At 42.8% G+C, this 24046-nt stretch carries 24 protein-coding genes; 23 read left to right on the top strand and 1 reads right to left on the bottom strand.

Annotated elements, in window-relative coordinates:
* From SORDD05_RS08825 to purB, 23 genes are all read left to right on the top strand, one after another.
* Positions 1 to 237 (top strand): acyl carrier protein, encoded by a 237-nt coding sequence (locus SORDD05_RS08825; RefSeq protein WP_061419150.1) that lies wholly within the window; start codon positions 1 to 3, stop codon positions 235 to 237.
* Between the two features lie 437 nt (positions 238 to 674).
* Positions 675 to 818: a class IIb bacteriocin, lactobin A/cerein 7B family gene (locus SORDD05_RS08820; protein ID WP_061419147.1), complete on the top strand. Its 144-nt coding sequence runs from the start codon at positions 675 to 677 to the stop codon at positions 816 to 818.
* A gap of 17 nt (positions 819 to 835) precedes the next feature.
* Positions 836 to 985, top strand: coding sequence for a class IIb bacteriocin, lactobin A/cerein 7B family (locus SORDD05_RS08815; protein ID WP_061419144.1), 150 nt, complete (start codon positions 836 to 838; stop codon positions 983 to 985).
* Positions 986 to 1366: 381 nt separating this feature from the next.
* On the top strand, positions 1367 to 1522 hold the full coding sequence (locus SORDD05_RS10170) for a hypothetical protein (protein WP_185755596.1): 156 nt from the start codon (positions 1367 to 1369) through the stop codon (positions 1520 to 1522).
* Between the two features lie 38 nt (positions 1523 to 1560).
* On the top strand, positions 1561 to 1773 hold the full coding sequence (locus SORDD05_RS08810) for a hypothetical protein (RefSeq protein ID WP_061419141.1): 213 nt from the start codon (positions 1561 to 1563) through the stop codon (positions 1771 to 1773).
* A gap of 80 nt (positions 1774 to 1853) precedes the next feature.
* Positions 1854 to 2042, top strand: a complete 189-nt coding sequence (locus SORDD05_RS08805) for a hypothetical protein (protein WP_061419138.1) — start codon at positions 1854 to 1856, stop codon at positions 2040 to 2042.
* A gap of 24 nt (positions 2043 to 2066) precedes the next feature.
* Positions 2067 to 2276 carry a hypothetical protein gene (locus tag SORDD05_RS08800; protein ID WP_061419196.1) on the top strand — a complete coding sequence of 70 codons (210 nt, stop codon included), beginning with the start codon at positions 2067 to 2069 and terminating at the stop codon, positions 2274 to 2276.
* 324 nt (positions 2277 to 2600) lie between these two features.
* Positions 2601 to 2795: a hypothetical protein gene (locus SORDD05_RS10295; RefSeq protein WP_061419135.1), complete on the top strand. Its 195-nt coding sequence runs from the start codon at positions 2601 to 2603 to the stop codon at positions 2793 to 2795.
* A 165-nt stretch (positions 2796 to 2960) separates the two neighbouring features.
* On the top strand, positions 2961 to 5114 hold the full coding sequence (comA, locus tag SORDD05_RS08785) for a peptide cleavage/export ABC transporter ComA (protein WP_061419132.1): 2154 nt from the start codon (positions 2961 to 2963) through the stop codon (positions 5112 to 5114).
* Between the two features lie 12 nt (positions 5115 to 5126).
* Entirely contained in the window at positions 5127 to 6476 is a 1350-nt protein-coding gene (gene comB / locus SORDD05_RS08780; RefSeq protein WP_061419129.1) for a competence pheromone export protein ComB, read from the top strand.
* A 167-nt stretch (positions 6477 to 6643) separates the two neighbouring features.
* Positions 6644 to 7351: a phosphoribosylaminoimidazolesuccinocarboxamide synthase gene (gene purC, locus SORDD05_RS08775; RefSeq protein WP_061419125.1), complete on the top strand. Its 708-nt coding sequence runs from the start codon at positions 6644 to 6646 to the stop codon at positions 7349 to 7351.
* 56 nt (positions 7352 to 7407) lie between these two features.
* On the top strand, positions 7408 to 11133 hold the full coding sequence (locus tag SORDD05_RS08770; RefSeq protein ID WP_061419122.1) for a phosphoribosylformylglycinamidine synthase: 3726 nt from the start codon (positions 7408 to 7410) through the stop codon (positions 11131 to 11133).
* 93 nt (positions 11134 to 11226) lie between these two features.
* On the top strand, positions 11227 to 12669 hold the full coding sequence (gene purF, locus SORDD05_RS08765; RefSeq protein WP_061419119.1) for an amidophosphoribosyltransferase: 1443 nt from the start codon (positions 11227 to 11229) through the stop codon (positions 12667 to 12669).
* 44 nt (positions 12670 to 12713) lie between these two features.
* Complete coding sequence (gene purM, locus SORDD05_RS08760; RefSeq protein ID WP_061419116.1) at positions 12714 to 13736, top strand: phosphoribosylformylglycinamidine cyclo-ligase; 1023 nt, start codon at positions 12714 to 12716, stop codon at positions 13734 to 13736.
* Entirely contained in the window at positions 13733 to 14284 is a 552-nt protein-coding gene (gene purN / locus SORDD05_RS08755; RefSeq protein ID WP_061419113.1) for a phosphoribosylglycinamide formyltransferase, read from the top strand. Before purM ends, purN begins: the two co-directional genes overlap by 4 nt.
* 60 nt (positions 14285 to 14344) lie before the next feature.
* Positions 14345 to 15055, top strand: coding sequence for a suppressor of fused domain protein (locus SORDD05_RS08750; protein WP_061419110.1), 711 nt, complete (start codon positions 14345 to 14347; stop codon positions 15053 to 15055).
* A 41-nt stretch (positions 15056 to 15096) separates the two neighbouring features.
* Entirely contained in the window at positions 15097 to 16644 is a 1548-nt protein-coding gene (gene purH, locus SORDD05_RS08745; protein ID WP_061419107.1) for a bifunctional phosphoribosylaminoimidazolecarboxamide formyltransferase/IMP cyclohydrolase, read from the top strand.
* A 120-nt stretch (positions 16645 to 16764) separates the two neighbouring features.
* Complete coding sequence (gene purD / locus SORDD05_RS08740; protein WP_061419104.1) at positions 16765 to 18027, top strand: phosphoribosylamine--glycine ligase; 1263 nt, start codon at positions 16765 to 16767, stop codon at positions 18025 to 18027.
* A gap of 193 nt (positions 18028 to 18220) precedes the next feature.
* Positions 18221 to 18709 (top strand): 5-(carboxyamino)imidazole ribonucleotide mutase, encoded by a 489-nt coding sequence (gene purE / locus SORDD05_RS08735; RefSeq protein WP_061419190.1) that lies wholly within the window; start codon positions 18221 to 18223, stop codon positions 18707 to 18709.
* On the top strand, positions 18696 to 19769 hold the full coding sequence (gene purK, locus SORDD05_RS08730; RefSeq protein WP_061419101.1) for a 5-(carboxyamino)imidazole ribonucleotide synthase: 1074 nt from the start codon (positions 18696 to 18698) through the stop codon (positions 19767 to 19769). Before purE ends, purK begins: the two co-directional genes overlap by 14 nt.
* A gap of 30 nt (positions 19770 to 19799) precedes the next feature.
* The gene (locus tag SORDD05_RS08725) at positions 19800 to 20894 is read left to right on the top strand and encodes a DUF262 domain-containing protein (RefSeq protein WP_061419098.1); all 1095 of its coding nucleotides are present in this window, start codon (positions 19800 to 19802) and stop codon (positions 20892 to 20894) included.
* The gene (locus SORDD05_RS08720) at positions 20887 to 21918 is read left to right on the top strand and encodes a HEPN domain-containing protein (RefSeq protein ID WP_061419094.1); all 1032 of its coding nucleotides are present in this window, start codon (positions 20887 to 20889) and stop codon (positions 21916 to 21918) included. The genes SORDD05_RS08725 and SORDD05_RS08720 overlap by 8 nt, the downstream gene beginning before the upstream one ends.
* 61 nt (positions 21919 to 21979) lie before the next feature.
* Positions 21980 to 23278, top strand: coding sequence for an adenylosuccinate lyase (gene purB / locus SORDD05_RS08715; RefSeq protein ID WP_061419091.1), 1299 nt, complete (start codon positions 21980 to 21982; stop codon positions 23276 to 23278).
* A 57-nt stretch (positions 23279 to 23335) separates the two neighbouring features.
* Here the strand turns inward: purB and SORDD05_RS10290 are convergent.
* Positions 23336 to 24046 (bottom strand): G5 domain-containing protein (locus SORDD05_RS10290; RefSeq protein ID WP_231077332.1); only part of this gene is annotated, 711 nt, incomplete at its 5' end.

The following is a 24046-nucleotide window of genomic DNA, read 5'->3' as shown; positions in this document are numbered from 1 at the left end:
ATGACAGAAAAAGAAATTTTTGACCGTATTGTGACCATTATCCAAGAGCGACAGGGAGAGGATTTTGTCGTGACAGAATCTTTGAGTCTGAAAGACGACTTGGATGCTGACTCAGTGGACTTGATGGAGTTTGTCCTAACGCTAGAAGATGAATTTGGTATCGAAATCAGTGATGAGGAAATTGATCAACTACAAAGTGTGGCAGATGTGATCGGAACTATTAAAGGTAAGATATAGCAAAAAACAACATGCAAGTCATGTTGTTTTTTTGTTTGCAGAAAAAAGAGAAACTTTTAGTAGAAATTGCGAATAAAGATATGAGAAAGAAAAAGGAGGAACGTTCATGTACATGCCAATCTTGTATCCATGGTTCATTAAGTGGTTTTTAAAATAAAAATGAAATAGTTGTTCATTTTCGAATTGTTTTTCGAATAGATAGGTAAGAAGAAAAGGAAGGAGACTACGCGATGTATTTACCAATCTTATTGCCATGGTTGATCAAATGGTATTTAAAATAAATGAAATTTACCTGTTCATTTTAAATCACTTCTCGAATAGATAAGTGATAAGAACAGGAAGGAAAAAAGATTTCAGTAATTTATCCAATCTGGTTTTTAAAATGGTTTAAGAGCTAGAAGTCGTAAACTAAAAAATAAAAATAAAGGAGAAAAAAGATGACAAACTTTGACAAAATGGAACAGAACTTTGTAACTCTTACAGAAGAAGAGTTGATGGATGTGGATGGGGGGTCGGTTACCGCTGTAGTTGTAGGAGGTGTCTTACTAATTGGTGGTATTGCTTGGGGCTATTTTATGTAATAATAAGGAGAGAAAAAATGAATTTAAATAAATGGACAGAATTGACAGAAGAAGAATTGATGAATACAGATGGAGGCGTGATCACAATAGCTACTATTGGTATTGGAGTGACTATTTTCCTTGGCGGTAGATTAATCGGGCAAGATTTAAAACGTAGGTTTGGATAAAAAGTGATTAGGTATGAAAAATCGAAAAAATTTAATAGGCGTGCTTTTAATCATTTTTGGAGTACTCTGTGTGCTAGGTGATTTAAATGTAATTACCTTTAAAGTTGATCAGTATGTAGGCTCGGAATTATGGATTCCGATCCTTATTTTAATGATGAGTTATTTGGATTCAGGTAAAGACAAGGTTTAAAGAGAACTATTGTTAGTGTGTGGCAAATACTATTGAATAGTCATCTTTTAGTTACTACCAATAAAAAATGGAGAAATAAATGAAGATTTCAGAAGAATTTGCAGTAATTATTATATCAGCTTCAGGAATAGTAGGGCTTTTGGTTGGAGTAGCTATTGGATTAGCCAGTATTATTTAAAAAGGAGAGAGAAATGAAAAAAATGGATGAAAAATTCGATATCATGACAGAAGCAGACTTATCTGTTACTGAGGGAGGCTTCATTGTTACTACTTCCACAGCAATAGCTTGGGGTGTATTAGGAGTAGCTTCTTATATGTATGGGCGTTATCTAGGAAGTAGACGCTAAGCTAAAAATTTGGGATAAAGTATGTAGGGAAATTAACCATGAATCACAACCTTAATCTCAATACATTGTTACCTAAACTAGCCACTATAGTTCCTTTGTTGGCAATAGCTCTTAATCTCGCGCTTCATGTGATTCGTACAGGTTCATTAGTATCCTTTGATTGGCAATGGACTTTAGTTGGTTTGCTTGCTTCGGGCTATTTTGGTATTTTTTGCAAAGATTTGTCAAAAGATAATCAAAACTATAAATGATGAATCTGAATGAAAAGGATTTTGTGCATGTAAATGGCGGAGTTTTTCCGCCTTTCTTATCAGGTAAATAGGAGTCTACCATGAAACAATTCTTATTAGGATTTGCTGAGGGGTATTTTATCGTATCGCTTATTATCTACATCGCAACGTATTTGATTTTGAAAAATCCGATCAATACCCTATTTTATCCAGAAACCTATCCAATTCTGCTTGGTCTGTTTTATGTAGGATACAAGTACAAAACAACAGAAAGTAAGATAGGAAATTGATTGACCATCAGATTGGAGTTTAAGATGAAAGTTGTTCAATTACTACGAAAAGCTTGGCCAGAGACCACTGTATTATTTAGCTTGATGGCTTATCTAATTATTAGAATCGTAGCTGATGTAAACAAAATAGACCTACCTAAATGGTTTGAATATTTTGATATACCTGCGATTTCATTATTTTTGATGACCTTTATCTTACTTTATAGAAGTGAAGAAAAAGATAACAAACGATGATAACATGAGTCTGATTTCTGTAGCTCTAGCATAAAAGCAATCTTGGAGTGTTAGACCAATGGACTGTAATCTGCATTTAGTGAGGAAGGTGTTCGTATGTTAAAAAAGAAGTGATCTTATTAGGGGGCCTTCTACTAGTACGCATTGTACTTTCTATCCTTCAAGTTTTAATGGACTATAAGCTATTACTAGGAAAGTATAGTGTAAATTTCATGGAAGTTTCAGACCTGTTTTCTTACCCTCTACTTCTTTTAATCATTTACATAGCGGTAAAATACCACACTATTCTCAAAAGAAAAAGTAAAGAAGGTGATGAGGATCGAAATGAATAAGATTTTAAAATCCTTTATTGTATTTGTTTTTCTATTTTTAATGAATATTCTCATCTTTGGGATACTAGCAACTCTTGGATTTCAGGTGACAATGAGTGAAAGTAGTTATCTGGTACCCCCTGTGTTTTCGTTTATCGTTTTATATACCATTCACAAAAGAAGTGGGAAAGGTAAGAAATCTCTGTAATTGAATGATTTAGGCAGGACACTTGTTCTGCCTATTTGCTTTGACTAAAAGTGCTGTTCAGGTATGAATATTGTTTTTTCAGAAATAATTCCCTTATTTCTTCTTCGTTTGGTTAAAATAATCTTACAAAGTTTTTAAGAGATTGTTAGAAAAAAGGAGATAGATATGAAATTTGGGAAAAGACACTATCGCCCTCAGGTGGATCAGATGGATTGCGGCGTGGCTTCCTTGGCTATGGTATTCGGCTACTACGGTAGTTATTACTCCTTGGCTCATCTACGAGAGTTGGCCAAGACGACTATGGATGGGACGACTGCTTTGGGTATTGTAAAGGTGGCAGAGGAGCTTGGCTTTGAGACGCGGGCTATCAAGGCGGATATGACGCTCTTTGATTTGCCTGATTTGACTTTTCCTTTTGTAGCCCATGTGCTCAAGGAAGGGAAATTGCTCCACTACTATGTGGTGACAGGTCAGGATAAGAAGACCATCCATATCGCTGATCCAGATCCTGGTGTCAAGCTGACTAAGATTTCTCGTGAGCGATTTGCGCAAGAGTGGACAGGGATTAGTATTTTTATGGCGCCATCTCCAGACTATAAACCCCATAAGGAGAAGAAACAGGGACTCCTATCCTTCTTGCCGATTTTACTCAAACAGCGTGGCTTAATTACCAATATTGTCCTAGCGACACTCTTGGTAACACTGATCAATATTGTGGGCTCCTACTATCTTCAGTCCATCATTGATAGTTACGTGCCAGATCAGATGCGTTCGACGCTGGGAATTATTTCTATTGGGTTGGTCATCGTCTATATCCTCCAGCAGATTTTGTCCTACGCGCAGGAATATCTCCTACTAATCCTTGGGCAACGTTTATCGATTGACGTGATTTTGTCCTACATCAAGCATGTTTTTCACCTGCCCATGTCCTTTTTTGCGACACGTCGGACAGGAGAAATCGTTTCTCGTTTTACAGATGCCAATAGTATCATTGATGCACTGGCGTCGACTATTCTGTCGATCTTTTTGGATGTGTCGACGATTTTGATTATTTCGCTTGTCTTGTTTTCACAAAATATGACACTCTTTTTCATTAGTCTACTTGCGCTTCCCATCTATACAGTGATTATCTTTGCCTTTATGAAGCCTTTTGAAAAGATGAATCGGGATACCATGGAAGCCAATGCGGTTCTGTCTTCTTCTATCATCGAGGACATCAACGGTATTGAGACCATTAAGTCGTTGACTAGTGAGAGTTCGTGCTATCAAAAGATTGATAAGGAGTTTGTGGCTTATCTGAAAAAATCCTTTACCTATAGTCGGGCAGAAAGCCAGCAAAAGGCTCTGAAAAAAGTTGCCCAGCTCCTGCTCAATGTTGCTGTTCTCTGGCTGGGAGCTATTCTTGTCATGGATGGCAAGATGAGCTTGGGCCAGCTGATCACTTATAATACCCTGCTTGTTTACTTTACCAATCCTTTGGAAAATATCATCAACCTGCAAACCAAACTTCAGACAGCGCAGGTTGCCAATAATCGTTTAAATGAAGTGTATCTGGTAGCTTCGGAGTTTGAGGAGAAGAAAAGGGTAGAAGATCTAAGTATGATGAAGGGAAATATGACCTTTAAGCAGGTTCACTACAAGTATGGCTATGGTCGAGATGTTTTGTCGGATATCAATTTGACCATTCCGCAAGGTTCTAAAGTGGCTTTCGTGGGAATTTCAGGATCAGGCAAGACAACTTTGGCCAAGATGATGGTTAATTTTTACGACCCAAGTCAGGGAGAGGTTAGTCTGGGTGGTGTCAATCTCAACCAGATTGATAAAAAGGCCCTGCGCCAGTACATCAACTATCTGCCTCAACAGCCCTATGTCTTTAACGGAACGATTTTGGAGAATCTTCTCCTTGGGGCCAAGGAGGGGACGACTCAGGAGGATATCTTACGGGCAGTTGAATTGGCAGAGATTCGGGAGGATATTGAGCGGATGCCACTGAATTACCAGACAGAATTGACTTCGGATGGGGCTGGGATTTCTGGTGGGCAACGGCAGCGAATCGCTTTGGCGCGAGCTCTTTTGACGGATGCACCTGTCTTGATCTTGGACGAGGCGACTAGCAGTTTGGATATTTTGACAGAGAAGCGAATTGTTGATAATCTCATGGCTTTAGACAAGACCTTGATTTTCATTGCCCACCGCTTGACCATTGCTGAGCGGACAGAAAAGGTTGTTGTTTTGGATCAGGGCAAGATTATCGAAGAAGGAAACCATGTAGACTTGCTTGCTCGAGGTGGATTTTACGCTCATTTGGTAAATAGCTAGAAAGAGGAGAAGATGAAACCAGAATTTTTAGAAAGTGCGGAGTTTTACCATCGTCGTTACCATAATTTTTCCAGTCGAGTGATTTTACCCATGTCACTTCTGCTCGTGTTTTTACTTGGCTTTGCAGTCTTTGCAGAGAAGGAGATTAGTTTGTCTACCCGAGCTACTGTCGAACCTAGTCGGATCATTGCCAATATCCAATCGACTAGCAATCAACGCATCGTGGCCAATTATCTAGAAGAAAACAAACTAGTCAAGCAGGGTGATCTCCTTGTTCAGTACCAGCAAGGGGCAGAGGCTGTTCAAGCTGAAGCATACGCCAGTCAGCTGGAGATGTTAAAGGATCAAAAAAAACAGTTAGGGTATTTGCAATCCAGTTTGAAAGAGGGGAGTGATCAATTTCCAGAGGCGGATAAGTTTGGTTATCAGGAGATGTTTCGAGACTATCTCAGCCAAGCTAGTAGTCTTAGGAGTAATGTTTCTCAGCAAAATGCCAGCATCTCTTCTCAAAATGCGGCAGCAAGTCAGAGTCAGGCCGAGATTGGCAATCTTATCAGCCAAACAGAGGATAAAATCCGAGACTACAAAACAGCTAAGTCGGCTATTGAAACAGGGGCTCAATTAGATCGTCAGAATCCAGTCTACTCTTTTTATCAGACCCATAAAAACCAAGCTGGAGAAGATCCGCAAGCTAAATCGCAGGCTATTGCGCAAGTGGATGCACAAATTGCCCAGCTAGAGTCTAATTTAGCTACTTATCGTGTGCAGTATGCAGGTTCTGGAGCTCAACAAGCCTACTCAACGGGACTGGCTAGTCAACTGGAATCGCTCAAGTCTCAGCACTTGGTCAAAGTCGGTCAGGAATTAACCCTTCTAGATCAGAAAATTTTAGAAGCAGAGTCGGGTAAGAAGGTCCAAGGAGGTTTGCTGGACAAGGGGAAAATTACAGCAAGTGAGGATGGGGTGCTTCACCTTAATCCTGAGACCAGTGAATCTACGATGGTCGCAGAGGGGACCTTGCTAGCCCAACTCTATCCATCCTTGGAAAAAGAAGGCAAAACTAAACTCACGGCTTATCTCAGTTCAAAAGATGTTGCAAGGCTCAAGGTCGGTGATTCTGTCCGTTTCACTACAAGCAAGGATGCCAATAAAGAGCTCGTTCTTGTTTCTGCGATTACGAATATTGACGCGACAGCTACCAAGACAGAAAAGGGAAATTTCTTTAAAATAGAGGCGGAGACCAGTCTGACTCCTGAACAGGCAGAAAGTCTTCGCTATGGTTCGGAAGGACGTTTGACACTAATCACAGGAAAGAAGAGTTATTTGCGCTATTATTGGGATCAATTTTTGAATAGAGAATAATGTTTGTCTTTAACGCAATATTATACTTTTAAAACTGTAAAATGTTTTGATTTTACAGTTTTTCTTAATATTTAAAAGAGCTAACTCCGACGTCGTTCGCAAATTCTTGCTATTTCCGTTATTTTGTAGTAGAATGAAGTAAAGAAATACGAAAGGCGAACTTTAAAATGTCAAAAAAACTGATCTATTCGGGAAAAGCCAAGGATATCTATACAACTGAGGATGAAAATCTCATTATTTCAACTTACAAGGACCAGGCAACTGCCTTCAATGGTGTCAAGAAGGAGCAGATTGCGGGCAAGGGAGTGTTAAATAATCAGATTTCATCTTTTATTTTTGAGAAGTTAAATGCTGCTGGTGTAGCGACTCACTTTGTGGAGAAACTTTCGGACACGGAACAGCTCAATAAAAAGGTTGAGATTATTCCTTTGGAAGTTGTGCTCCGCAACTACACGGCTGGTTCCTTTTCAAAACGTTTTGGCGTAGAAGAAGGTATCGCATTTGAGACTCCAATTGTCGAATTTTACTATAAAAATGATGATTTGGATGATCCCTTTATCAATGACGAGCATGTGAAATTCCTTAAAATTGCGGATGATCAGCAGATTGCCTACTTGAAGGAAGAAACGCGTCGTATCAATGAACTTTTGAAAACCTGGTTTGCTGAGATTGGGCTTAAGTTGATTGACTTTAAGCTAGAGTTCGGTTTTGATAAGGATGGCAAGATTATCTTGGCAGACGAATTTTCACCAGATAACTGCCGTTTGTGGGATGCGGATGGCAACCACATGGACAAGGATGTTTTCCGTCGTGGCTTGGGTGAATTGACTGATGTTTACGAGATTGTCTGGGAAAAGTTGCAAGGTTTAAAATAACACCTTCAAGGTTATTTGGGAACATTGCAAGAACTGAAATAAAGGAATAAGAATTGATGGATAAACGTATTTTTGTTGAAAAAAAGGCTGATTTTCAGGTCAAGTCAGAGAGTTTGGTAAGAGAACTCCAGCACAACTTGGGACTTTCAACCTTGAAAAGTATTCGCATTGTGCAAGTTTATGATGTCTTTGACTTGGCTGAGGATTTGTTTGCACCCGCAGAGAAACACATCTTTTCTGAGCAGGTGACAGACCATGTCTTGGACGAAGCGACTGTGCAAGCGGAACTTGCCAATTATGCTTTCTTTGCCATTGAAAGCCTGCCAGGGCAGTTTGACCAGCGTGCAGCTTCTTCACAGGAAGCTTTACTGTTGCTTGGTAGCTCAAGTGATGTAACGGTTAATACAGCACAATTGTACTTGGTTAATAAAGATATTGATGCGACTGAGTTGAAAGCGGTCAAGAACTACCTGCTCAATCCAGTGGATTCTCGTTTCAAGGACATCACGACAGGAATTGCCAAGCAGGAATTTTCAGAGTCAGACAAGACCATTCCTAAATTGACTTTCTTTGAAAGCTATACGGCAGAAGACTTTGCCCGCTACAAGGCAGAGCAAGGGATGGCTATGGAAGTGGACGATTTGCTCTTTATCCAAGACTATTTCAAGTCAATCGGGCGCGTGCCGACGGAAACAGAGCTTAAGGTTTTGGACACTTACTGGTCTGACCACTGCCGTCACACGACTTTTGAGACAGAGTTGAAACAGATTGATTTCTCAGCTTCTAAATTCCAAAAGCAGTTGCAGGCGACTTATGAAAAGTATATTGCCATGCGTGATGAGTTGGGACGTTCGGAGAAACCACAAACCTTGATGGATATGGCCACTATTTTTGGTCGTTATGAGCGTGCTAATGGTCGTTTGGACGATATGGAAGTGTCTGATGAAATCAATGCTTGCTCAGTTGAAATCGAGGTGGATGTCAATGGTGTGAAAGAACCATGGCTTCTCATGTTCAAGAACGAAACCCACAACCACCCAACGGAAATTGAGCCATTTGGTGGGGCTGCAACCTGTATCGGTGGTGCTATTCGTGACCCGTTGTCAGGCCGTTCCTACGTTTACCAAGCCATGCGTATCTCTGGTGCAGGTGACATTACAGCGCCGATTTCGGAAACGCGTGCTGGTAAATTGCCACAACAAGTCATTTCTAAAACAGCGGCTCATGGTTATTCTTCTTACGGGAATCAGATTGGTCTTGCGACGACCTACGTTCGTGAGTACTTCCACCCAGGCTTTGTAGCCAAACGCATGGAGCTTGGAGCCGTTGTTGGTGCTGCTCCCAAGGGCAACGTTGTCCGTGAAAAACCTGAAGCGGGCGATGTGATTATCCTCCTTGGAGGTAAGACTGGGCGTGATGGTGTCGGTGGTGCGACAGGGTCTTCTAAGGTTCAAACAGTTGAATCGGTTGAAACAGCTGGTGCTGAAGTTCAAAAAGGAAATGCCATCGAAGAGCGCAAGATTCAACGTCTTTTCCGTAATGGCGATGTCACTCGTCTTATTAAGAAATCCAATGACTTTGGTGCTGGTGGTGTCTGTGTAGCCATCGGTGAATTGGCAGACGGTCTTGAAATCGACCTCAACAAGGTTCCTCTTAAATACCAAGGCTTGAATGGTACAGAAATTGCCATCTCTGAATCACAAGAACGGATGGCGGTTGTGGTTCGTCCTGAGGACGTAGATGCCTTCGTTGCAGAATGTAATAAAGAAAATATTGATGCTGTTGTGGTTGCGACAGTGACTGAAAAACCAAATCTAGTCATGAACTGGAATGGTGAAACGATTGTCGACTTGGAACGCCGTTTCCTTGATACCAATGGTGTGCGTGTCGTTGTCGATGCCAAGGTTGTGGACAAGGATGTCAAGCTTCCAGAAGAGCGCAAGACAAGTGTTGAAACCCTTGAAGCAGATACCCTTTCAGTTCTGTCTGATCTTAACCATGCAAGTCAAAAAGGCTTGCAAACTATCTTTGATTGTTCGGTCGGTCGTTCAACGGTCAACCATCCACTTGGCGGTCGCTACCAACTCACACCAACTGAGGCTTCTGTGCAGAAATTACCAGTTCAACACGGTGTGACTCATACTGCGTCAGTCATGTCGCAAGGATTTAACCCTTATGTGGCAGAATGGTCTCCATACCATGGTGCTGCTTATGCGGTTATCGAAGCGACTGCTCGTTTGGTGGCTGCTGGTGCAAACTGGTCCAAGGCTCGTTTCTCATACCAAGAATATTTCGAGCGCATGGACAAGAAAGCAGAGCGTTTTGGTCAGCCAGTAGCAGCGCTTCTAGGTTCTATCGAAGCACAAATCCAGCTTGGCTTGCCATCTATCGGTGGTAAGGACTCCATGTCTGGTACTTTTGAAGAATTGACCGTACCACCAACCTTGGTTGCCTTTGGGGTGACGACGGCAGATAGCCGTAAGGCCCTTTCTCCAGAATTTAAAGCTGCTGGTGAAAACATCTACTACATCCCAGGTCAAGCCCTCTCTGCAGAGATTGATTTTGACTTGATTAAGTCTAACTTTGCTCAATTTGAAGCCATCCAAGCTGGACACAAAGTAACATCTGCATCAGCTGTTAAATACGGAGGTGTCCTTGAAAGCTTGGCACTTGCTACCTTTGGAAATCATATCGGTGCAGAGGTGACCTTGCCTGAACTTGAAACAGCCTTGACAGCTCAATTAGGCGGATTTGTCTTCACATCTCCTGAAGAAATCGCTGGAGTAGAGAAGATTGGACAAACGAAAGCAGACTTTACACTCCTTGTCAACAGTGTGAAGCTAGATGGACAGAAACTTGACAGTGCCTTTCAAGGAAAATTGGAAGAAGTTTACCCTACTGAATTTGCTCAAGCTAAAGAACTGGCAGAAGTGCCAGCTGTCGCTTCTGACGCAGTCATCAAAGCCAAGGAAACCATTGAAAAACCTGTGGTTTACATCCCAGTCTTCCCAGGAACAAACTCAGAATATGATTCAGCAAAAGCTTTTGAAAAAGAAGGTGCAGAAGTCAACTTGGTGCCATTCGTGACCTTGAATGGAGAAGCCATTGTCAAGTCAGTTGAAACTATGGTTGACAATATCGGCAAGGCAAACATTCTCTTCTTTGCAGGTGGATTCTCGGCTGCGGATGAGCCAGATGGATCAGCTAAATTCATCGTCAATATCCTGCTTAATGAAAAAGTACGTGCGGCCATTGATGGCTTTATCGCTCGTGGAGGCTTGATTATCGGTATCTGTAATGGATTCCAGGCCTTGGTCAAATCAGGTCTTCTTCCATACGGGAACTTTGAGGATGCAAGCAGCACTAGTCCAACCCTCTTCTACAATGATGCCAACCAGCACGTAGCTAAGATGGTGGAAACGCGAATTGCCAATACCAACTCACCATGGTTGGCTGGTGTGCAAGTGGGCGATATCCACGCCATTCCAGTATCACACGGTGAAGGGAAATTTGTTGTGACGGCTGAGGAATTTGCGGAGCTCCGTGAAAATGGTCAAATCTTTAGTCAATACGTTGACTTTGACGGCAAACCAAGTATGGATTCTAAGTACAATCCAAATGGTTCTGTAAATGCCATCGAAGGAATTACTAGCAAGAACGGCCAAATCATCGGTAAGATGGGACACTCAGAACGTTATGAAGACGGTCTTTTCCAAAATATCCCAGGAAATAAGGACCAGCACCTGTTCGCATCGGCGGTTAAATACTTTACTGGAAAATAAGATTTGCGGTTTTTCCGATAGACAATATCTGTAATGTAAAAGCCATGTAGATCTAGCTCTTGGTGCTACACAAATAAAAATTAGGTATAAAAAATGACATACGAAGTAAAATCTCTTAATGAAGAATGTGGTGTTTTCGGTATCTGGGGACATCCAGATGCTGCTAAAATGACCTATTTTGGGCTCCACAGTCTTCAGCACCGTGGTCAGGAGGGGGCAGGAATCCTCTCCAATGACCAAGGGCAACTAAAGCGCCATCGTGATATGGGGCTTTTATCAGAAGTGTTCAGAAATCCAGCTAATTTGGATAAACTGACTGGAACGAGCGCGATTGGGCATGTGCGTTACGCGACTGCTGGTGAAGCTTCTGTTGACAACATCCAGCCCTTCCTATTTCGCTTTCATGATATGCAGTTTGGACTTGCTCACAACGGAAACTTGACCAATGCCGAATCACTCAAGAAAGAATTGGAACAAAGAGGAGCTATTTTCAGTTCAACTTCGGACTCGGAAATCTTGGCCCACCTCATTCGTCGGAGTCACAATCCGAACTTGATGGGCAAAATAAAGGAGGCGCTCAGTCTTGTCAAAGGTGGCTTTGCTTATATCTTGCTGTTTGAGGACAAGTTGATTGCGGCGCTTGATCCTAATGGCTTCCGGCCGCTTTCTATCGGAAAAATGGCAAACGGAGCGGTGGTCGTTTCGTCTGAAACCTGTGCCTTTGAAGTCATCGGTGCTGAGTGGATTCGAGATTTGAAGCCTGGAGAGATTGTGATCATTGATGATAAGGGCATCCAGTATGATAGCTATACAGATGATACACAGTTGGCGATTTGCTCTATGGAGTATATCTATTTTGCTCGCCCTGATTCTAATATCCACGGTGTCAATGTCCATACAGCTCGCAAACGTATGGGGGCTCAATTGGCGCGTGAGTTCAAGCACGAAGCGGATATTGTGGTCGGTGTGCCAAATTCCTCACTCAGCGCAGCTATGGGATTTGCAGAAGAATCTGGTCTGCCAAATGAAATGGGTCTTATCAAGAATCAATACACGCAACGCACCTTTATCCAACCGACTCAAGAATTGCGGGAGCAAGGGGTGCGGATGAAACTGTCTGCTGTTTCAGGTGTTGTCAAAGGAAAACGTGTGGTGATGGTGGATGATTCCATTGTCCGCGGGACAACCTCCCGCCGTATCGTTCAGCTTTTGAAAGAAGCAGGTGCGTCCGAGGTTCACGTTGCTATTGGAAGTCCTGCGCTAGCTTATCCATGTTTTTACGGGATTGATATCCAGACGCGTCAGGAGCTGATTGCGGCCAATCATACGGTCGAGGAAACTCGCCAAATCATTGGTGCGGATAGTCTGACCTATCTTTCGATTGATGGCTTGATTGATTCTATCGGGATTGAAACAGATGCGCCAAACGGTGGTCTTTGTGTCGCTTACTTTGACGGCGACTACCCAACTCCTCTCTACGACTATGAGGAAGACTATCAAAGAAGTTTGGAAGAAAAGACCAGTTTTTACAAATAGACGGATAAAGACTCCCCATTAAAGGAAAGGAAGAGGAGACAAAGATGACAAATAAAAATGCTTATGCGCAATCTGGTGTGGATGTTGAAGCGGGTTATGAAGTTGTTGAACGGATCAAAAAGCACGTGGCTCGTACAGAACGCGCAGGTGTTATGGGAGCTCTAGGTGGTTTCGGTGGCATGTTTGACCTTTCAAAAACAGGTGTCAAAGAGCCGGTCTTGATCTCAGGGACTGACGGTGTCGGAACCAAGCTCATGTTGGCTATCAAGTATGACAAGCACGATACCATCGGACAGGACTGTGTGGCCATGTGTGTCAATGACATCATCGCTGCAGGTGCGGAGCCTCTTTACTTCCTTGACTACGTCGCGACAGGGAAGAATGAACCAGCTAAACTAGAACAAGTCGTTGCTGGTGTAGCAGAAGGCTGTGTGCAGGCAGGCGCTGCCCTCATCGGTGGGGAAACGGCTGAAATGCCTGGTATGTATGGTGAAGATGACTACGACTTGGCTGGTTTTGCAGTCGGTGTGGCTGAAAAATCTCAAATCATTGACGGCTCAAAGGTGGCAGAAGGCGATGTTCTTCTCGGGCTTGCTTCAAGTGGGATTCACTCAAATGGTTACTCACTCGTGCGTCGTGTCTTTGCGGACTATACAGGTGAGGAAGTCTTGCAAGAATTGGGAGGCAAGAAACTCAAAGAAGTCCTTCTTGAGCCAACTCGTATCTATGTCAAGGCTGTCTTACCGCTCATCAAAGAAGAGTTGGTCAACGGTATTGCCCACATCACAGGTGGTGGCTTTATCGAAAATGTCCCTCGTATGTTTGCCGATGACCTAGCTGCTGAAATTGAAGAAGACAAGGTTCCAGTGCTTCCGATTTTCAAGGCTCTTGAAAAATACGGTGAAATCAAGCATGAAGAAATGTTTGAAATCTTCAATATGGGTGTGGGACTCATGCTGGCAGTTAGCCCTGAAAATGTAGGTCGTGTCAAGGAATTGCTGGATGAACCAGTCTATGAAATTGGTCGCATCGTCAAGAAAGAAAACGAAAGTGTCATCATCAAATGAAAAAAATAGCGGTTTTTGCCTCAGGTAATGGCTCAAATTTTCAGGTGATTGCCGAAGAGTTTCCGGTAGAGTTTGTCTTTTCAGACCATCGTGACGCCTATGTGCTAGAGCGGGCAGAAAAGCTCGGAGTCCTGTCTTATGCTTTTGAACTCAAGGAGTTTGAGAACAAGGCAGACTACGAAGCAGCTCTTGTCGAACTCTTGGAAGAGCACCAGATTGACTTGGTTTGTTTGGCGGGCTATATGAAAATCGTTGGGCCAACTTTATTGTCAGCTTATGAGGGCCGAATTATCAACATTCATCCAGCCTACCTGCCCGAATTTCCAGGAGCTCATGGGATTGAGGATGCTTGGAATGCTGGGGTTGCTGAGAGTGGCGTCACCATTCACTGGGTGGACTCGGGTGTGGATACAGGCAAGGTCATCAAACAAGTCCGTGTGCCACGTCTAGCTGATGATACTATCGAAAGCTTTGAAGCTCGCATTCATGAAGCGGAGTACAAGTTGTATCCAGAAGTGCTGGATAGCTTGGGAGTTGCACGAAAATAAGAAGGAAGTCATAGATGATTTTGTGGCAAGGATTAAAAGTCATCTGCTAAGGAGAAATTTATGGGTTTGTTTGATTTTTTTAAGAAAAAACCTTCTAGCGAAGAGACGTCGACTAAAGATGAGGGAAAGATTGTTATCAAATCTGAAAATACAGATGATAGCGCTCCAGGATGGGAAGCCATCGATGCAGAATTTGATCGTCTTTATCCTGATCAGCCCAATCCTCGGCATTATGGAACGCTTGTCAAATATATGTTTGGTGGTCCAGATCCGCTTGATGGCATCAGTGTTTATGATGCGGGAGATTTTTGGCATTTTGTTGGCTATGGTTTGTCGGAGTTATACACAAAAGAAAGCTCGGACCCTGAATACAGTGGTTATGGGATTGAATTAACCTTTAAGTTAAAGAAATCGAATAGTGACGACGAAGAAGAAATTAAAAATGGCTGTGGCTTGTTGCAGTATGTAGCAAGATATATTTTTCAAACAGGTAAAGTGGTTTTGCCAGAAGAATACATTTATACCAAGCAAACGGTAGGAATTGATGCCCAACAGAAATCTAGTCTGACAGGGTTCTTGACTGCTACTGATGATTTAGCTAAGTCTCTAGATACTCCGCATGGAAAAGTGGAATTTGTAACCTTAATTGGTGCGACAGATGCCGAACTGCGAAGTGTGTACGAAAGTGAAACTAGTAAGCTTGAGGTCAGAAAACTGTTAAAAGAACTTGGGAATCAGGTTACAGACTATGATCGCCAGTCTTTAGTTTAAATGATGTGAAAGCACCTCTTGATACAATGAAAGGAAATAACATGACTAAACGCGCCTTAATCAGCGTCTCAGACAAAGCGGGCATTGTTGAATTTGCCCAAGAACTTAAAAGACTGGGTTGGGATATTATCTCGACAGGTGGGACAAAGGTTGCTCTTGATAATGCTGGAGTTGAGACCATTGCGATCGATGATGTGACGGGCTTCCCAGAGATGATGGACGGTCGCGTCAAGACCCTTCACCCGAATATCCATGGTGGGCTCCTCGCTCGTCGTGACTTGGATAGCCACCTTGAGGCGGCTAAGGACAATAAGATCGAGCTTATCGACCTTGTAGTGGTCAACCTCTATCCTTTCAAGGAAACAATCCTCAAACCAGACGTGACGTACGCTGACGCAGTTGAAAATATCGATATCGGTGGGCCATCAATGCTTCGTTCAGCAGCTAAAAACCACGCTAGCGTAACAGTTGTTGTAGACCCTGCTGACTACGCAGTGGTTTTGGACGAGTTGTCAGCCAATGGTGAAACGACTTACGAAATGCGTCAACGTTTGGCTGCCAAGGTTTTCCGTCACACAGCAGCTTATGATGCCTTGATTGCAGAATACTTCACTGCTCAAGTGGGCGAAAGCAAACCAGAAAAACTCACCTTGACTTATGACCTCAAGCAGGCCATGCGCTATGGGGAAAATCCTCAACAGGATGCAGATTTCTACCAAAAAGCTTTGCCGACAGACTACTCAATTGCATCAGCGAAACAGCTCAACGGTAAAGAATTGTCCTTCAATAACATTCGTGACGCTGATGCGGCGATTCGTATTATCCGTGATTTCAAAGATCGTCCAACCGTTGTAGCTTTGAAACACATGAATCCATGTGGAATTGGTCAGGCAGATGACATCGAAACTGCTTGGGACTATGCTTACGAGTCTGACCCAGTGTCTATCTTTGGTGGAATTGTCGTCCTTAACCGTGAGGTGGATGCTGCGACCGCTGAGAAGATGCACGGCGTTTTCCTCGAGATCATTATCGCACCGAGCTATACGGATGAAGCGCTAGCCATTTTGACCAACAAAAAGAAAAACTTGCGTATCCTTGCCTTGCCATTTGATGCTCAAGAGGCTAGTGAAGTAGAGGCAGAATACACAGGCGTGGTTGGTGGACTTCTTGTGCAAAACCAAGACGTGGTCAAGGAAAGCCCAGTTGACTGGCAAGTGGTGACCAAACGCCAGCCAACCGAGACAGAAGCGACTGCCCTTGAGTTCGCTTGGAAAGCCATCAAGTACGTCAAATCAAACGGAATCATCATAACCAACGACCACATGACACTTGGCGTTGGCCCGGGTCAAACCAATCGTGTGGCTTCTGTTCGCATCGCCATTGAACAAGCCAAAGACCGCCTTGACGGCGCTGTTCTTGCTTCAGATGCTTTCTTCCCATTTGCGGATAACGTGGAAGAAATCGCCAAAGCCGGTATCAAGGCCATCATCCAGCCGGGTGGCTCAGTCCGTGACCAAGAGTCCATCGAAGCAGCGGACAAATATGGCTTGACTATGGTCTTCACAGGCGTGAGACACTTTAGGCATTAAAAAACAAAAGGGAAGAAAACAGTTTCTTTCCTTTTTTGCGAAAAAACGCGGAGCAAAACAAGATTAAAACGAACGTTTGTGTTATAATATTAGTAAATAATTCGCAAAAGAGGTTGTAAGATGAAGCTGTTAGTTGTCGGCTCGGGTGGTCGTGAACATGCGATTGCTAAGAAGTTGCTTGAATCAAAAGACGTTGAAAAGGTCTTTGTAGCTCCTGGAAATGACGGGATGGCTCTGGATGGGCTGGGGTTAGTAAATATCTCTATTTCCGAACATTCTAAGTTAATTGAATTTGCAAAGGTCAACGATATCGCTTGGACCTTCATTGGGCCGGATGATGCTCTTGCCGCTGGAATAGTGGATGATTTCAATGCATCAGGCCTCAAGGCTTTTGGTCCGACTAGGGCTGCTGCTGAGCTGGAGTGGTCCAAGGATTTTGCTAAGGAAATCATGGTCAAATACGACGTTCCGACAGCAGCCTATGGCACATTTTCAGATTTCGAGGCAGCTAAGGCTTATATCGAAGAGAAAGGCGCTCCAATCGTTGTTAAGGCGGATGGATTGGCGCTCGGGAAAGGTGTCGTCGTTGCGGAGACGGTTGAGCAAGCAATCGAAGCAGCCCATGAGATGCTTTTGGACAATAAATTTGGTGACTCAGGCGCGCGTGTGGTCATCGAGGAATTCCTTGACGGGGAAGAGTTCTCTCTCTTTGCCTTTGTCAATGGGGACAAGTTCTACATCATGCCAACGGCTCAGGACCACAAACGTGCTTACGATGGCGACAAGGGACCTAACACTGGTGGGATGGGTGCCTATGCGCCAGTTCCTCACTTGCCACAGAGCGTTGTTGATACGGCGGTTGACACCATTGTCAAGCCAGTCCTTGAAGGGATGATCAAAGAAGGTCGTCCGTATCTTGGTATCCTTTACGCAGGGCTTATTTTGACTGCTGACGGTCCGAAGGTTATCGAGTTTAACGCTCGCTTCGGAGATCCCGAAACTCAGATTATCCTGCCCCGCCTGACATCTGACTTTGCACAAAATATCACGGATATTCTCAATGGCAAGGAGCCAAACATCACGTGGACGGACAAGGGTGTGACTCTGGGTGTGGTTGTCGCATCCAAGGGCTACCCGCTAGACTATGAAAAAGGTGTCAAGTTGCCAGCCAAAACCGATGGCGACATCATCACCTACTATGCAGGAGCTAAGTTTGCGGAAAATAGCAGAGCACTGCTATCAAACGGCGGACGTGTCTATATGCTCGTCACCACAGCAGACACCGTCAAAGAAGCCCAAGAAACCATCTACCAAGAACTCGCCCAACAAAACACAGAAGGACTCTTTTACCGAACCGATATCGGAAGCAAGGCCATTCGATAAAGATATAAGAAAAGGCGACGCAGTCGCCAAACACGATAATGGTCGCCGTGGTGAAAAGACCAGAACAATTTCTGTTCTGGTCTAGGGAAAATTTGAGACCTTAGGCTCAAATTTTAGGAATGAAACCGAAGGTTTGCTTCCGTCCCCACCACCTAAGACCATTATCAAAAAGAAGAAAAAAGGAAAAAATATGATTAAACCAGTAATTTCCATTATCATGGGCTCCAAATCCGACTGGACGACCATGCAAAAAACAGCAGAAGTTCTAGACCGCTTCGGTGTATCCTACGAAAAGAAAGTTGTCTCTGCCCACCGTACTCCAGACCTCATGTTCAGACATGCGGAGGAAGCTCGTAGTCGCGGTATCAAGGTCATTATCGCAGGTGCGGGTGGCGCAGCTCACTTGCCAGGCATGGTCGCAGCTAAAACAACCCTTCCTGTCATCGGGGTGCCTGTCAAATCGCGTGCGCTTAGTGGCGTGGACTCACTCTACTCTATCGTACAGATGCCGGGTGGCGTGCCTGTGGCGACAATGGCTATCGGTGAAGCAGGTGCGACTAATGCTGCCCTCTTTGCCCTCCGTCTCCTGTCAGTAGAGGATCAGGCTATCGCGACAGCGTTGGCTGATTTCGCAGAAGAACAAGGAAAAATCGCAGAGGAGTCTACAAATGAGCTCATCTAAAACAATCGGAATTATCGGTGGTGGTCAGCTGGGACAGATGATGGCCATTTCTGCTATCTACATGGGGCACAAGGTTATCGCGCTGGATCCTGCGGCGGATTGCCCGGCCTCTCGTGTGGCGGAAATCATCGTGGCTCCTTATAACGATGTGGATGCCCTCCGTCAGCTAGCTGAGCGTTGCGATGTCCTCACCTATGAGTTTGAAAATGTTGATGCTGACGGTTTGGATGCTGTCATCAGGGATGGACAACTTCCTCAAGGAACTGACCTGCTCCGCATTTCTCAAAATCGTATCTTTGAAAAGGACTTCCTTTCCAAGAAGGCCCAAGTAACGGTGGCTCCATACAAGGTTGTGAATTCTAGCCAAGACTTGGCGGAGATTGACCTGGCCAAAAACTATGTCCTCAAGACGGCGACTGGTGGCTACGATGGGCATGGGCAAAAGGTCATTCGCTCAGAAGCAGACTTGGAAGAAGCCCGTGCACTAGCCGACTCTGCAGACTGCGTCTTGGAAGAATTTGTCAACTTCGACCTTGAGATTTCTGTCATCGTGTCAGGAAATGGCAAGGATGTGACGGTTTTCCCAGTTCAGGAAAATATTCACCGTAACAACATACTGTCTAAGACCATTGTGCCAGCTCGTATTTCTGATAGTCTAGCTGAAAAAGCCAAAACCATGGCAGTGCGAATTGCAGAACAACTCAACTTGTCTGGAACTCTTTGCGTGGAAATGTTTGCGACTGCTGATGACATCATTGTCAATGAGATTGCGCCACGTCCCCACAACTCTGGGCACTACTCTATCGAAGCTTGCGACTTCTCGCAGTTTGACACCCATATTATGGGCGTCCTTGGAGCATCATTGCCAGATATCCACCTGCATGCACCAACCGTCATGCTCAACGTACTCGGGCAGCATGTCGAGGCCGCTGAAAAGTATGTCGCAGAAAATCCAAGCGCCCACCTTCACATGTATGGTAAAATAGAAGCGAAGCACAACCGCAAGATGGGGCATGTGACTTTGTTTAGCGATGTGCCGGATGAGGTTGAGGAGTTTTAAATACGATAAAGTTTAAAGAATGGAGAGAAAATGTCTATAGAGGAACTTTTAACAAAGCAACGTATTAAAGATTTACTGGATTCAAAATCTGATGACAGAATCGAATTTCGAATTGTTACTGAACAAACACGTTATCCACTAAAAAATGTCAAAGAGATTTTTCAGTCTTCTGACTATAAGCTGGATCCATATTATCAAAGAAACGTTGTCTGGCCAGAATCAAAAAAATCAAAATTAATAGAAAGTTTTATTATAAATATTCCTATACCACCTATTTTTTTATTTGAGTATGAATATGGTAAATTCGAAATTATGGATGGTAAGCAAAGGATTTCTACAATTATTTCATTTTTAGAAGATGAATTTTGTCTAGATTCACTTGAATTTTTTCAAGAATACAATGGGAAAAAATATTCTGAATTACCCGCGGATGTCAAAGAAACAATAACAAGAAGATATATTTCCGGAATAATCTTATTGAGTGAATCAACCAAAGATGAATCTGAGAAACAAAATATGCGACGACTTGTTTTTGAAAGACTGAATACAGGGGGATTAGCATTAAACAAGCAAGAAGTAAGAAACGCGCTTTATAGTGAGCGATTTAATAAAATGTTGAAGCGTTTAGCATCGGACGAAGTGTTTAAACAATTATGGGCACATCCGAAAAAAACTGAATACGACGAAAGATTAGAATATTCAGAAAAAGTCCTTCGTTTTTTTGCCTATTTTAGTGCAGTTCGTAATGACATTACTCCCATCTCTACTTCAAGACTATTAGATTTATATATGGAAGCATCAAAAGAGTTTACGGAATCTGAAATGGGAGAATTAGAAGAATTTTTCAAAAAAGTAGTCATAACTGCAAGGAGACTTTTTGGAGAGAAAGCATTTATGTCGAGCGCAAAAAGTAAAAAAGCTGAAAATATGATTTTTGATAGTGTAATGCTTTTTATATCTAATAATTTAGATAATTTAGAACAATTTGATGATGGGGCTTTTGAACAATTGAAGTTTGATGTTTTGAAAACTAATAGAGTAGATTTTAATGGTAAGTACACAGCAATAAAAAATGTAAAGACAAGAGTTTCTATTTTTGAAAGGGAATTTTTGAAAGATGGATAGCTTTGTTCAAGAAAATATTTTTTATCAAAATATTGCTAAATTTGATGATATAATATCAAATGTGGAGATATCGGAAAAAAGGTTTATTGAAAACATTCTTAAAGAAAATTTTATCATTACACTGTATACAGTTTGGGAAAGTAACATAAAAAGTATATTATTCAATCACTTAACAACATATGCAGATACAATCTTTACTGATGAGTTCGTAAAAATGTTCTATAGGACAATCTTAAGTTCTACAAATTATGTCAAAGATAGATATTTAGAATCTTTAACTGAAAATGAAATAAAGATAACCAAAGAATATTATTTATCAACTAATAATCTCTGGTTTGATACTTTGATAGAGTTAATTCAAAGAATCTATCCTGAAGCATCAAAGGAAGAACTTTTAAAGTTTCAAAAATTAAATACTAAGATTCAAAACTGTATAGATAACTTAGAAAGTAGCTCAGTTGGAAAATTTTCTGAAAAAAATCCTAATCCAAATGCTTTAGAAGGTTATATCGATAGTTTAGTGAACAATAGAAATAGTTTGGCTCATTCGGGGTTGTGTTCAGAATCTGTTAATATTGATGATATGGAAAAATTTTTTGATTTTATTGATAATGTATTAATATTAGTAAAAATGTATTTGAAAAATCTTTATATTCAGAGAACTGTAGATAATGATAAATATGTGAAATTTAGTAATGTTCTACGAGAACCTATTGATGCTAGGAGTATTGTTGAAATTACTTTTGATAGCGAACAAGTAAAATTCATTAATGATAAAAATGCTTTAAGTTCAGAATGGTATGTTAAGCATGACGAATTAGTTTACCCTGTGCAAATATGTACTATTTGTAATGAACAAGAGGAATCGATTCAGGAATTGCCTGATAATGGGCATGTTACTTTAGAAGTGTGGAGCGAATATATTAACATTAGAAGGAATAGAGATTTTCAAATTTTGAACTTGACTTGCTTCAAAAAAGATAATATAGAGGGGACATCGAGGTCACTTGCCTTTAAATTTTAAGTAGAAATGTAAAAGCAGATTTTGATTGAATTAATTTTGAAATAGAAAGGAAAAACAAACAATGATCAACCGTTACTCTCGCCCTGAGATGGCGAACATTTGGAGTGAAGAAAATAAATACCGTGCTTGGCTTGAGGTGGAAATCTTGGCTGACGAGGCATGGGCTGAGTTGGGGGAAATCCCTAAGGAAGATGTGGCTTTGATCCGCGAGAAAGCGGACTTTGACATCGACCGTATTTTGGAGATTGAGCAGGAGACTCGTCACGATGTGGTGGCTTTCACGCGCGCGGTTTCTGAAACGCTTGGCGAAGAGCGCAAGTGGGTTCACTATGGTTTGACCTCTACCGACGTGGTGGATACGGCTTACGGTTACCTCTACAAGCAGGCCAACGACATCATCCGTCGTGACCTTGAAAACTTCACCAACATCATCGCTGATAAGGCTAAGGAGCACAAGTTCACCATCATGATGGGTCGTACCCACGGGGTGCACGCTGAACCTACAACCTTTGGTCTTAAATTGGCGACTTGGTATAGCGAAATGAAGCGCAATATCGGGCGTTTCGAGCATGCGGCTGCTGGTGTGGAAGCTGGTAAAATCTCTGGTGCGGTTGGAAACTTTGCCAACATCCCACCGTTTGTAGAGGAGTATGTCTGCAACAAACTTGGTATCCGTGCTCAAGAAATCTCTACACAGGTCCTTCCTCGTGACCTTCATGCTGAGTACTTTGCAGTTCTTGCCAGCATTGCGACTTCTATCGAGCGGATGGCGACTGAGATCCGTGGTCTACAAAAATCTGAGCAACGCGAAGTGGAAGAATTCTTTGCCAAAGGGCAAAAAGGGTCTTCAGCCATGCCTCACAAACGCAACCCTATCGGTTCTGAAAATATGACAGGTCTGGCGCGTGTTATCCGTGGTCATATGGTGACAGCCTATGAGAACGTCGCTCTTTGGCACGAACGTGACATTTCCCACTCATCAGCTGAGCGTATCATCACACCAGATACGACTATTTTGATTGACTACATGCTCAACCGTTTTGGAAATATCGTCAAGAACTTGACGGTCTTCCCAGAAAACATGATTCGCAACATGAACTCAACTTTTGGTCTTATCTTCAGTCAACGTGCTATGTTGACCTTGATTGAGAAAGGTATGACCCGTGAGCAAGCCTATGACTTGGTGCAACCAAAAACAGCCTACTCCTGGGACAACCAAGTAGACTTTAAACCACTTCTTGAAGCAGATCCAGAAGTGACATCACGCCTGACTCAAGAGGAAATCGACGAAATCTTCAACCCTGCATACTACACTAAACGAGTGGATGATATCTTTGAACGTATCGGACTTGGTGACTAATCATAACAACAAAAAGCGAGATTCAATCTCGCTTTTTTGTATTCTTGTCGAAGAGGTTTAATCCTCTTTTCTCTTAGTGAGTCCGTAGGCTGCTAGCGTGGCCATGAGTCCTGCTGCGACCAAGCCTGCAGAGTCTTGACTTCCTGTTGCAGGGAGTTGTTTTTCATCTGCTTTGCTAGTAGTTGCTTCAGCTTGCTCAGCTTTCTCAACGGCAGTTCCGACTTCGACAACCTGAGTGACCGCTTCCTGCGATACCGCACTATTGACAAGGGTTCTTTCTTCCTTGCCGTCAGCAGTAGTGCTGACAGAGTAGAAAATCGTACGGCGACCATTTACTCCAGCAAGGACTACTTGCGTTTGTCCGAGTGGTAATTTCGGATTTTCACGTGTTATGGTAGTGAACGGAGTCTCTTCCTCTTGGATATCCAGTCTTGGTTTTGCTTCTGCGGCTGGGGCAAGACCGTGTTCATCCCCTACATGGGTAACAAGGGTTCCGACTTCAATAACTTGGGTCACTGCTTCTTGAGTCACAAGGCTATCTACAAGAGTTTTCACTTCCTTACCGTCAGCACTAGTGCTCACAGAGTAGTAATGACTGCGACGGCCGTTAGCGCCTTTAGTAACGACTTGAGTCTTCCCTTTGAGCAAGAGTGGATTTTCACGTGTCACGGTAGTGAACGGAATCTCTTCCTCTTGGATGTCCAGTCTTGGTTTTGCCTCTGCGGCTGGAGCAAGACCGTGTTCATCTCCTTTGTGAGTAATAGGGGT

It is taken from the genome of Streptococcus oralis (assembly GCF_001578705.1).
Classification (GTDB): domain Bacteria; phylum Bacillota; class Bacilli; order Lactobacillales; family Streptococcaceae; genus Streptococcus; species Streptococcus oralis_J.
The sequence above is the reverse complement of the archived record's forward strand: the minus strand, read 5'-3'. Positions and strand labels throughout refer to the sequence as shown.

Excerpts from the sequence above, each read along its gene's own strand:
- SORDD05_RS08825 (WP_061419150.1), top strand. The coding sequence starts at position 1 with ATGACAGAAAAAGAAATTTTTGACCGTATTGTGACCATTATCCAAGAG.
- SORDD05_RS08820 (WP_061419147.1), top strand. The coding sequence starts at position 675 with ATGACAAACTTTGACAAAATGGAACAGAACTTTGTAACTCTTACAGAA.
- SORDD05_RS08815 (WP_061419144.1), top strand. The coding sequence starts at position 836 with ATGAATTTAAATAAATGGACAGAATTGACAGAAGAAGAATTGATGAAT.
- SORDD05_RS10170 (WP_185755596.1), top strand. The coding sequence starts at position 1,367 with ATGAAAAAAATGGATGAAAAATTCGATATCATGACAGAAGCAGACTTA.
- SORDD05_RS08810 (WP_061419141.1), top strand. The coding sequence starts at position 1,561 with ATGAATCACAACCTTAATCTCAATACATTGTTACCTAAACTAGCCACT.
- SORDD05_RS08805 (WP_061419138.1), top strand. The coding sequence starts at position 1,854 with ATGAAACAATTCTTATTAGGATTTGCTGAGGGGTATTTTATCGTATCG.
- SORDD05_RS08800 (WP_061419196.1), top strand. The coding sequence starts at position 2,067 with ATGAAAGTTGTTCAATTACTACGAAAAGCTTGGCCAGAGACCACTGTA.
- SORDD05_RS10295 (WP_061419135.1), top strand. The coding sequence starts at position 2,601 with ATGAATAAGATTTTAAAATCCTTTATTGTATTTGTTTTTCTATTTTTA.
- comA (WP_061419132.1), top strand. The coding sequence starts at position 2,961 with ATGAAATTTGGGAAAAGACACTATCGCCCTCAGGTGGATCAGATGGAT.
- comB (WP_061419129.1), top strand. The coding sequence starts at position 5,127 with ATGAAACCAGAATTTTTAGAAAGTGCGGAGTTTTACCATCGTCGTTAC.
- purC (WP_061419125.1), top strand. The coding sequence starts at position 6,644 with ATGTCAAAAAAACTGATCTATTCGGGAAAAGCCAAGGATATCTATACA.
- SORDD05_RS08770 (WP_061419122.1), top strand. The coding sequence starts at position 7,408 with ATGGATAAACGTATTTTTGTTGAAAAAAAGGCTGATTTTCAGGTCAAG.
- purF (WP_061419119.1), top strand. The coding sequence starts at position 11,227 with ATGACATACGAAGTAAAATCTCTTAATGAAGAATGTGGTGTTTTCGGT.
- purM (WP_061419116.1), top strand. The coding sequence starts at position 12,714 with ATGACAAATAAAAATGCTTATGCGCAATCTGGTGTGGATGTTGAAGCG.
- purN (WP_061419113.1), top strand. The coding sequence starts at position 13,733 with ATGAAAAAAATAGCGGTTTTTGCCTCAGGTAATGGCTCAAATTTTCAG.
- SORDD05_RS08750 (WP_061419110.1), top strand. The coding sequence starts at position 14,345 with ATGGGTTTGTTTGATTTTTTTAAGAAAAAACCTTCTAGCGAAGAGACG.
- purH (WP_061419107.1), top strand. The coding sequence starts at position 15,097 with ATGACTAAACGCGCCTTAATCAGCGTCTCAGACAAAGCGGGCATTGTT.
- purD (WP_061419104.1), top strand. The coding sequence starts at position 16,765 with ATGAAGCTGTTAGTTGTCGGCTCGGGTGGTCGTGAACATGCGATTGCT.
- purK (WP_061419101.1), top strand. The coding sequence starts at position 18,696 with ATGAGCTCATCTAAAACAATCGGAATTATCGGTGGTGGTCAGCTGGGA.
- SORDD05_RS08725 (WP_061419098.1), top strand. The coding sequence starts at position 19,800 with ATGTCTATAGAGGAACTTTTAACAAAGCAACGTATTAAAGATTTACTG.
- SORDD05_RS08720 (WP_061419094.1), top strand. The coding sequence starts at position 20,887 with ATGGATAGCTTTGTTCAAGAAAATATTTTTTATCAAAATATTGCTAAA.
- purB (WP_061419091.1), top strand. The coding sequence starts at position 21,980 with ATGATCAACCGTTACTCTCGCCCTGAGATGGCGAACATTTGGAGTGAA.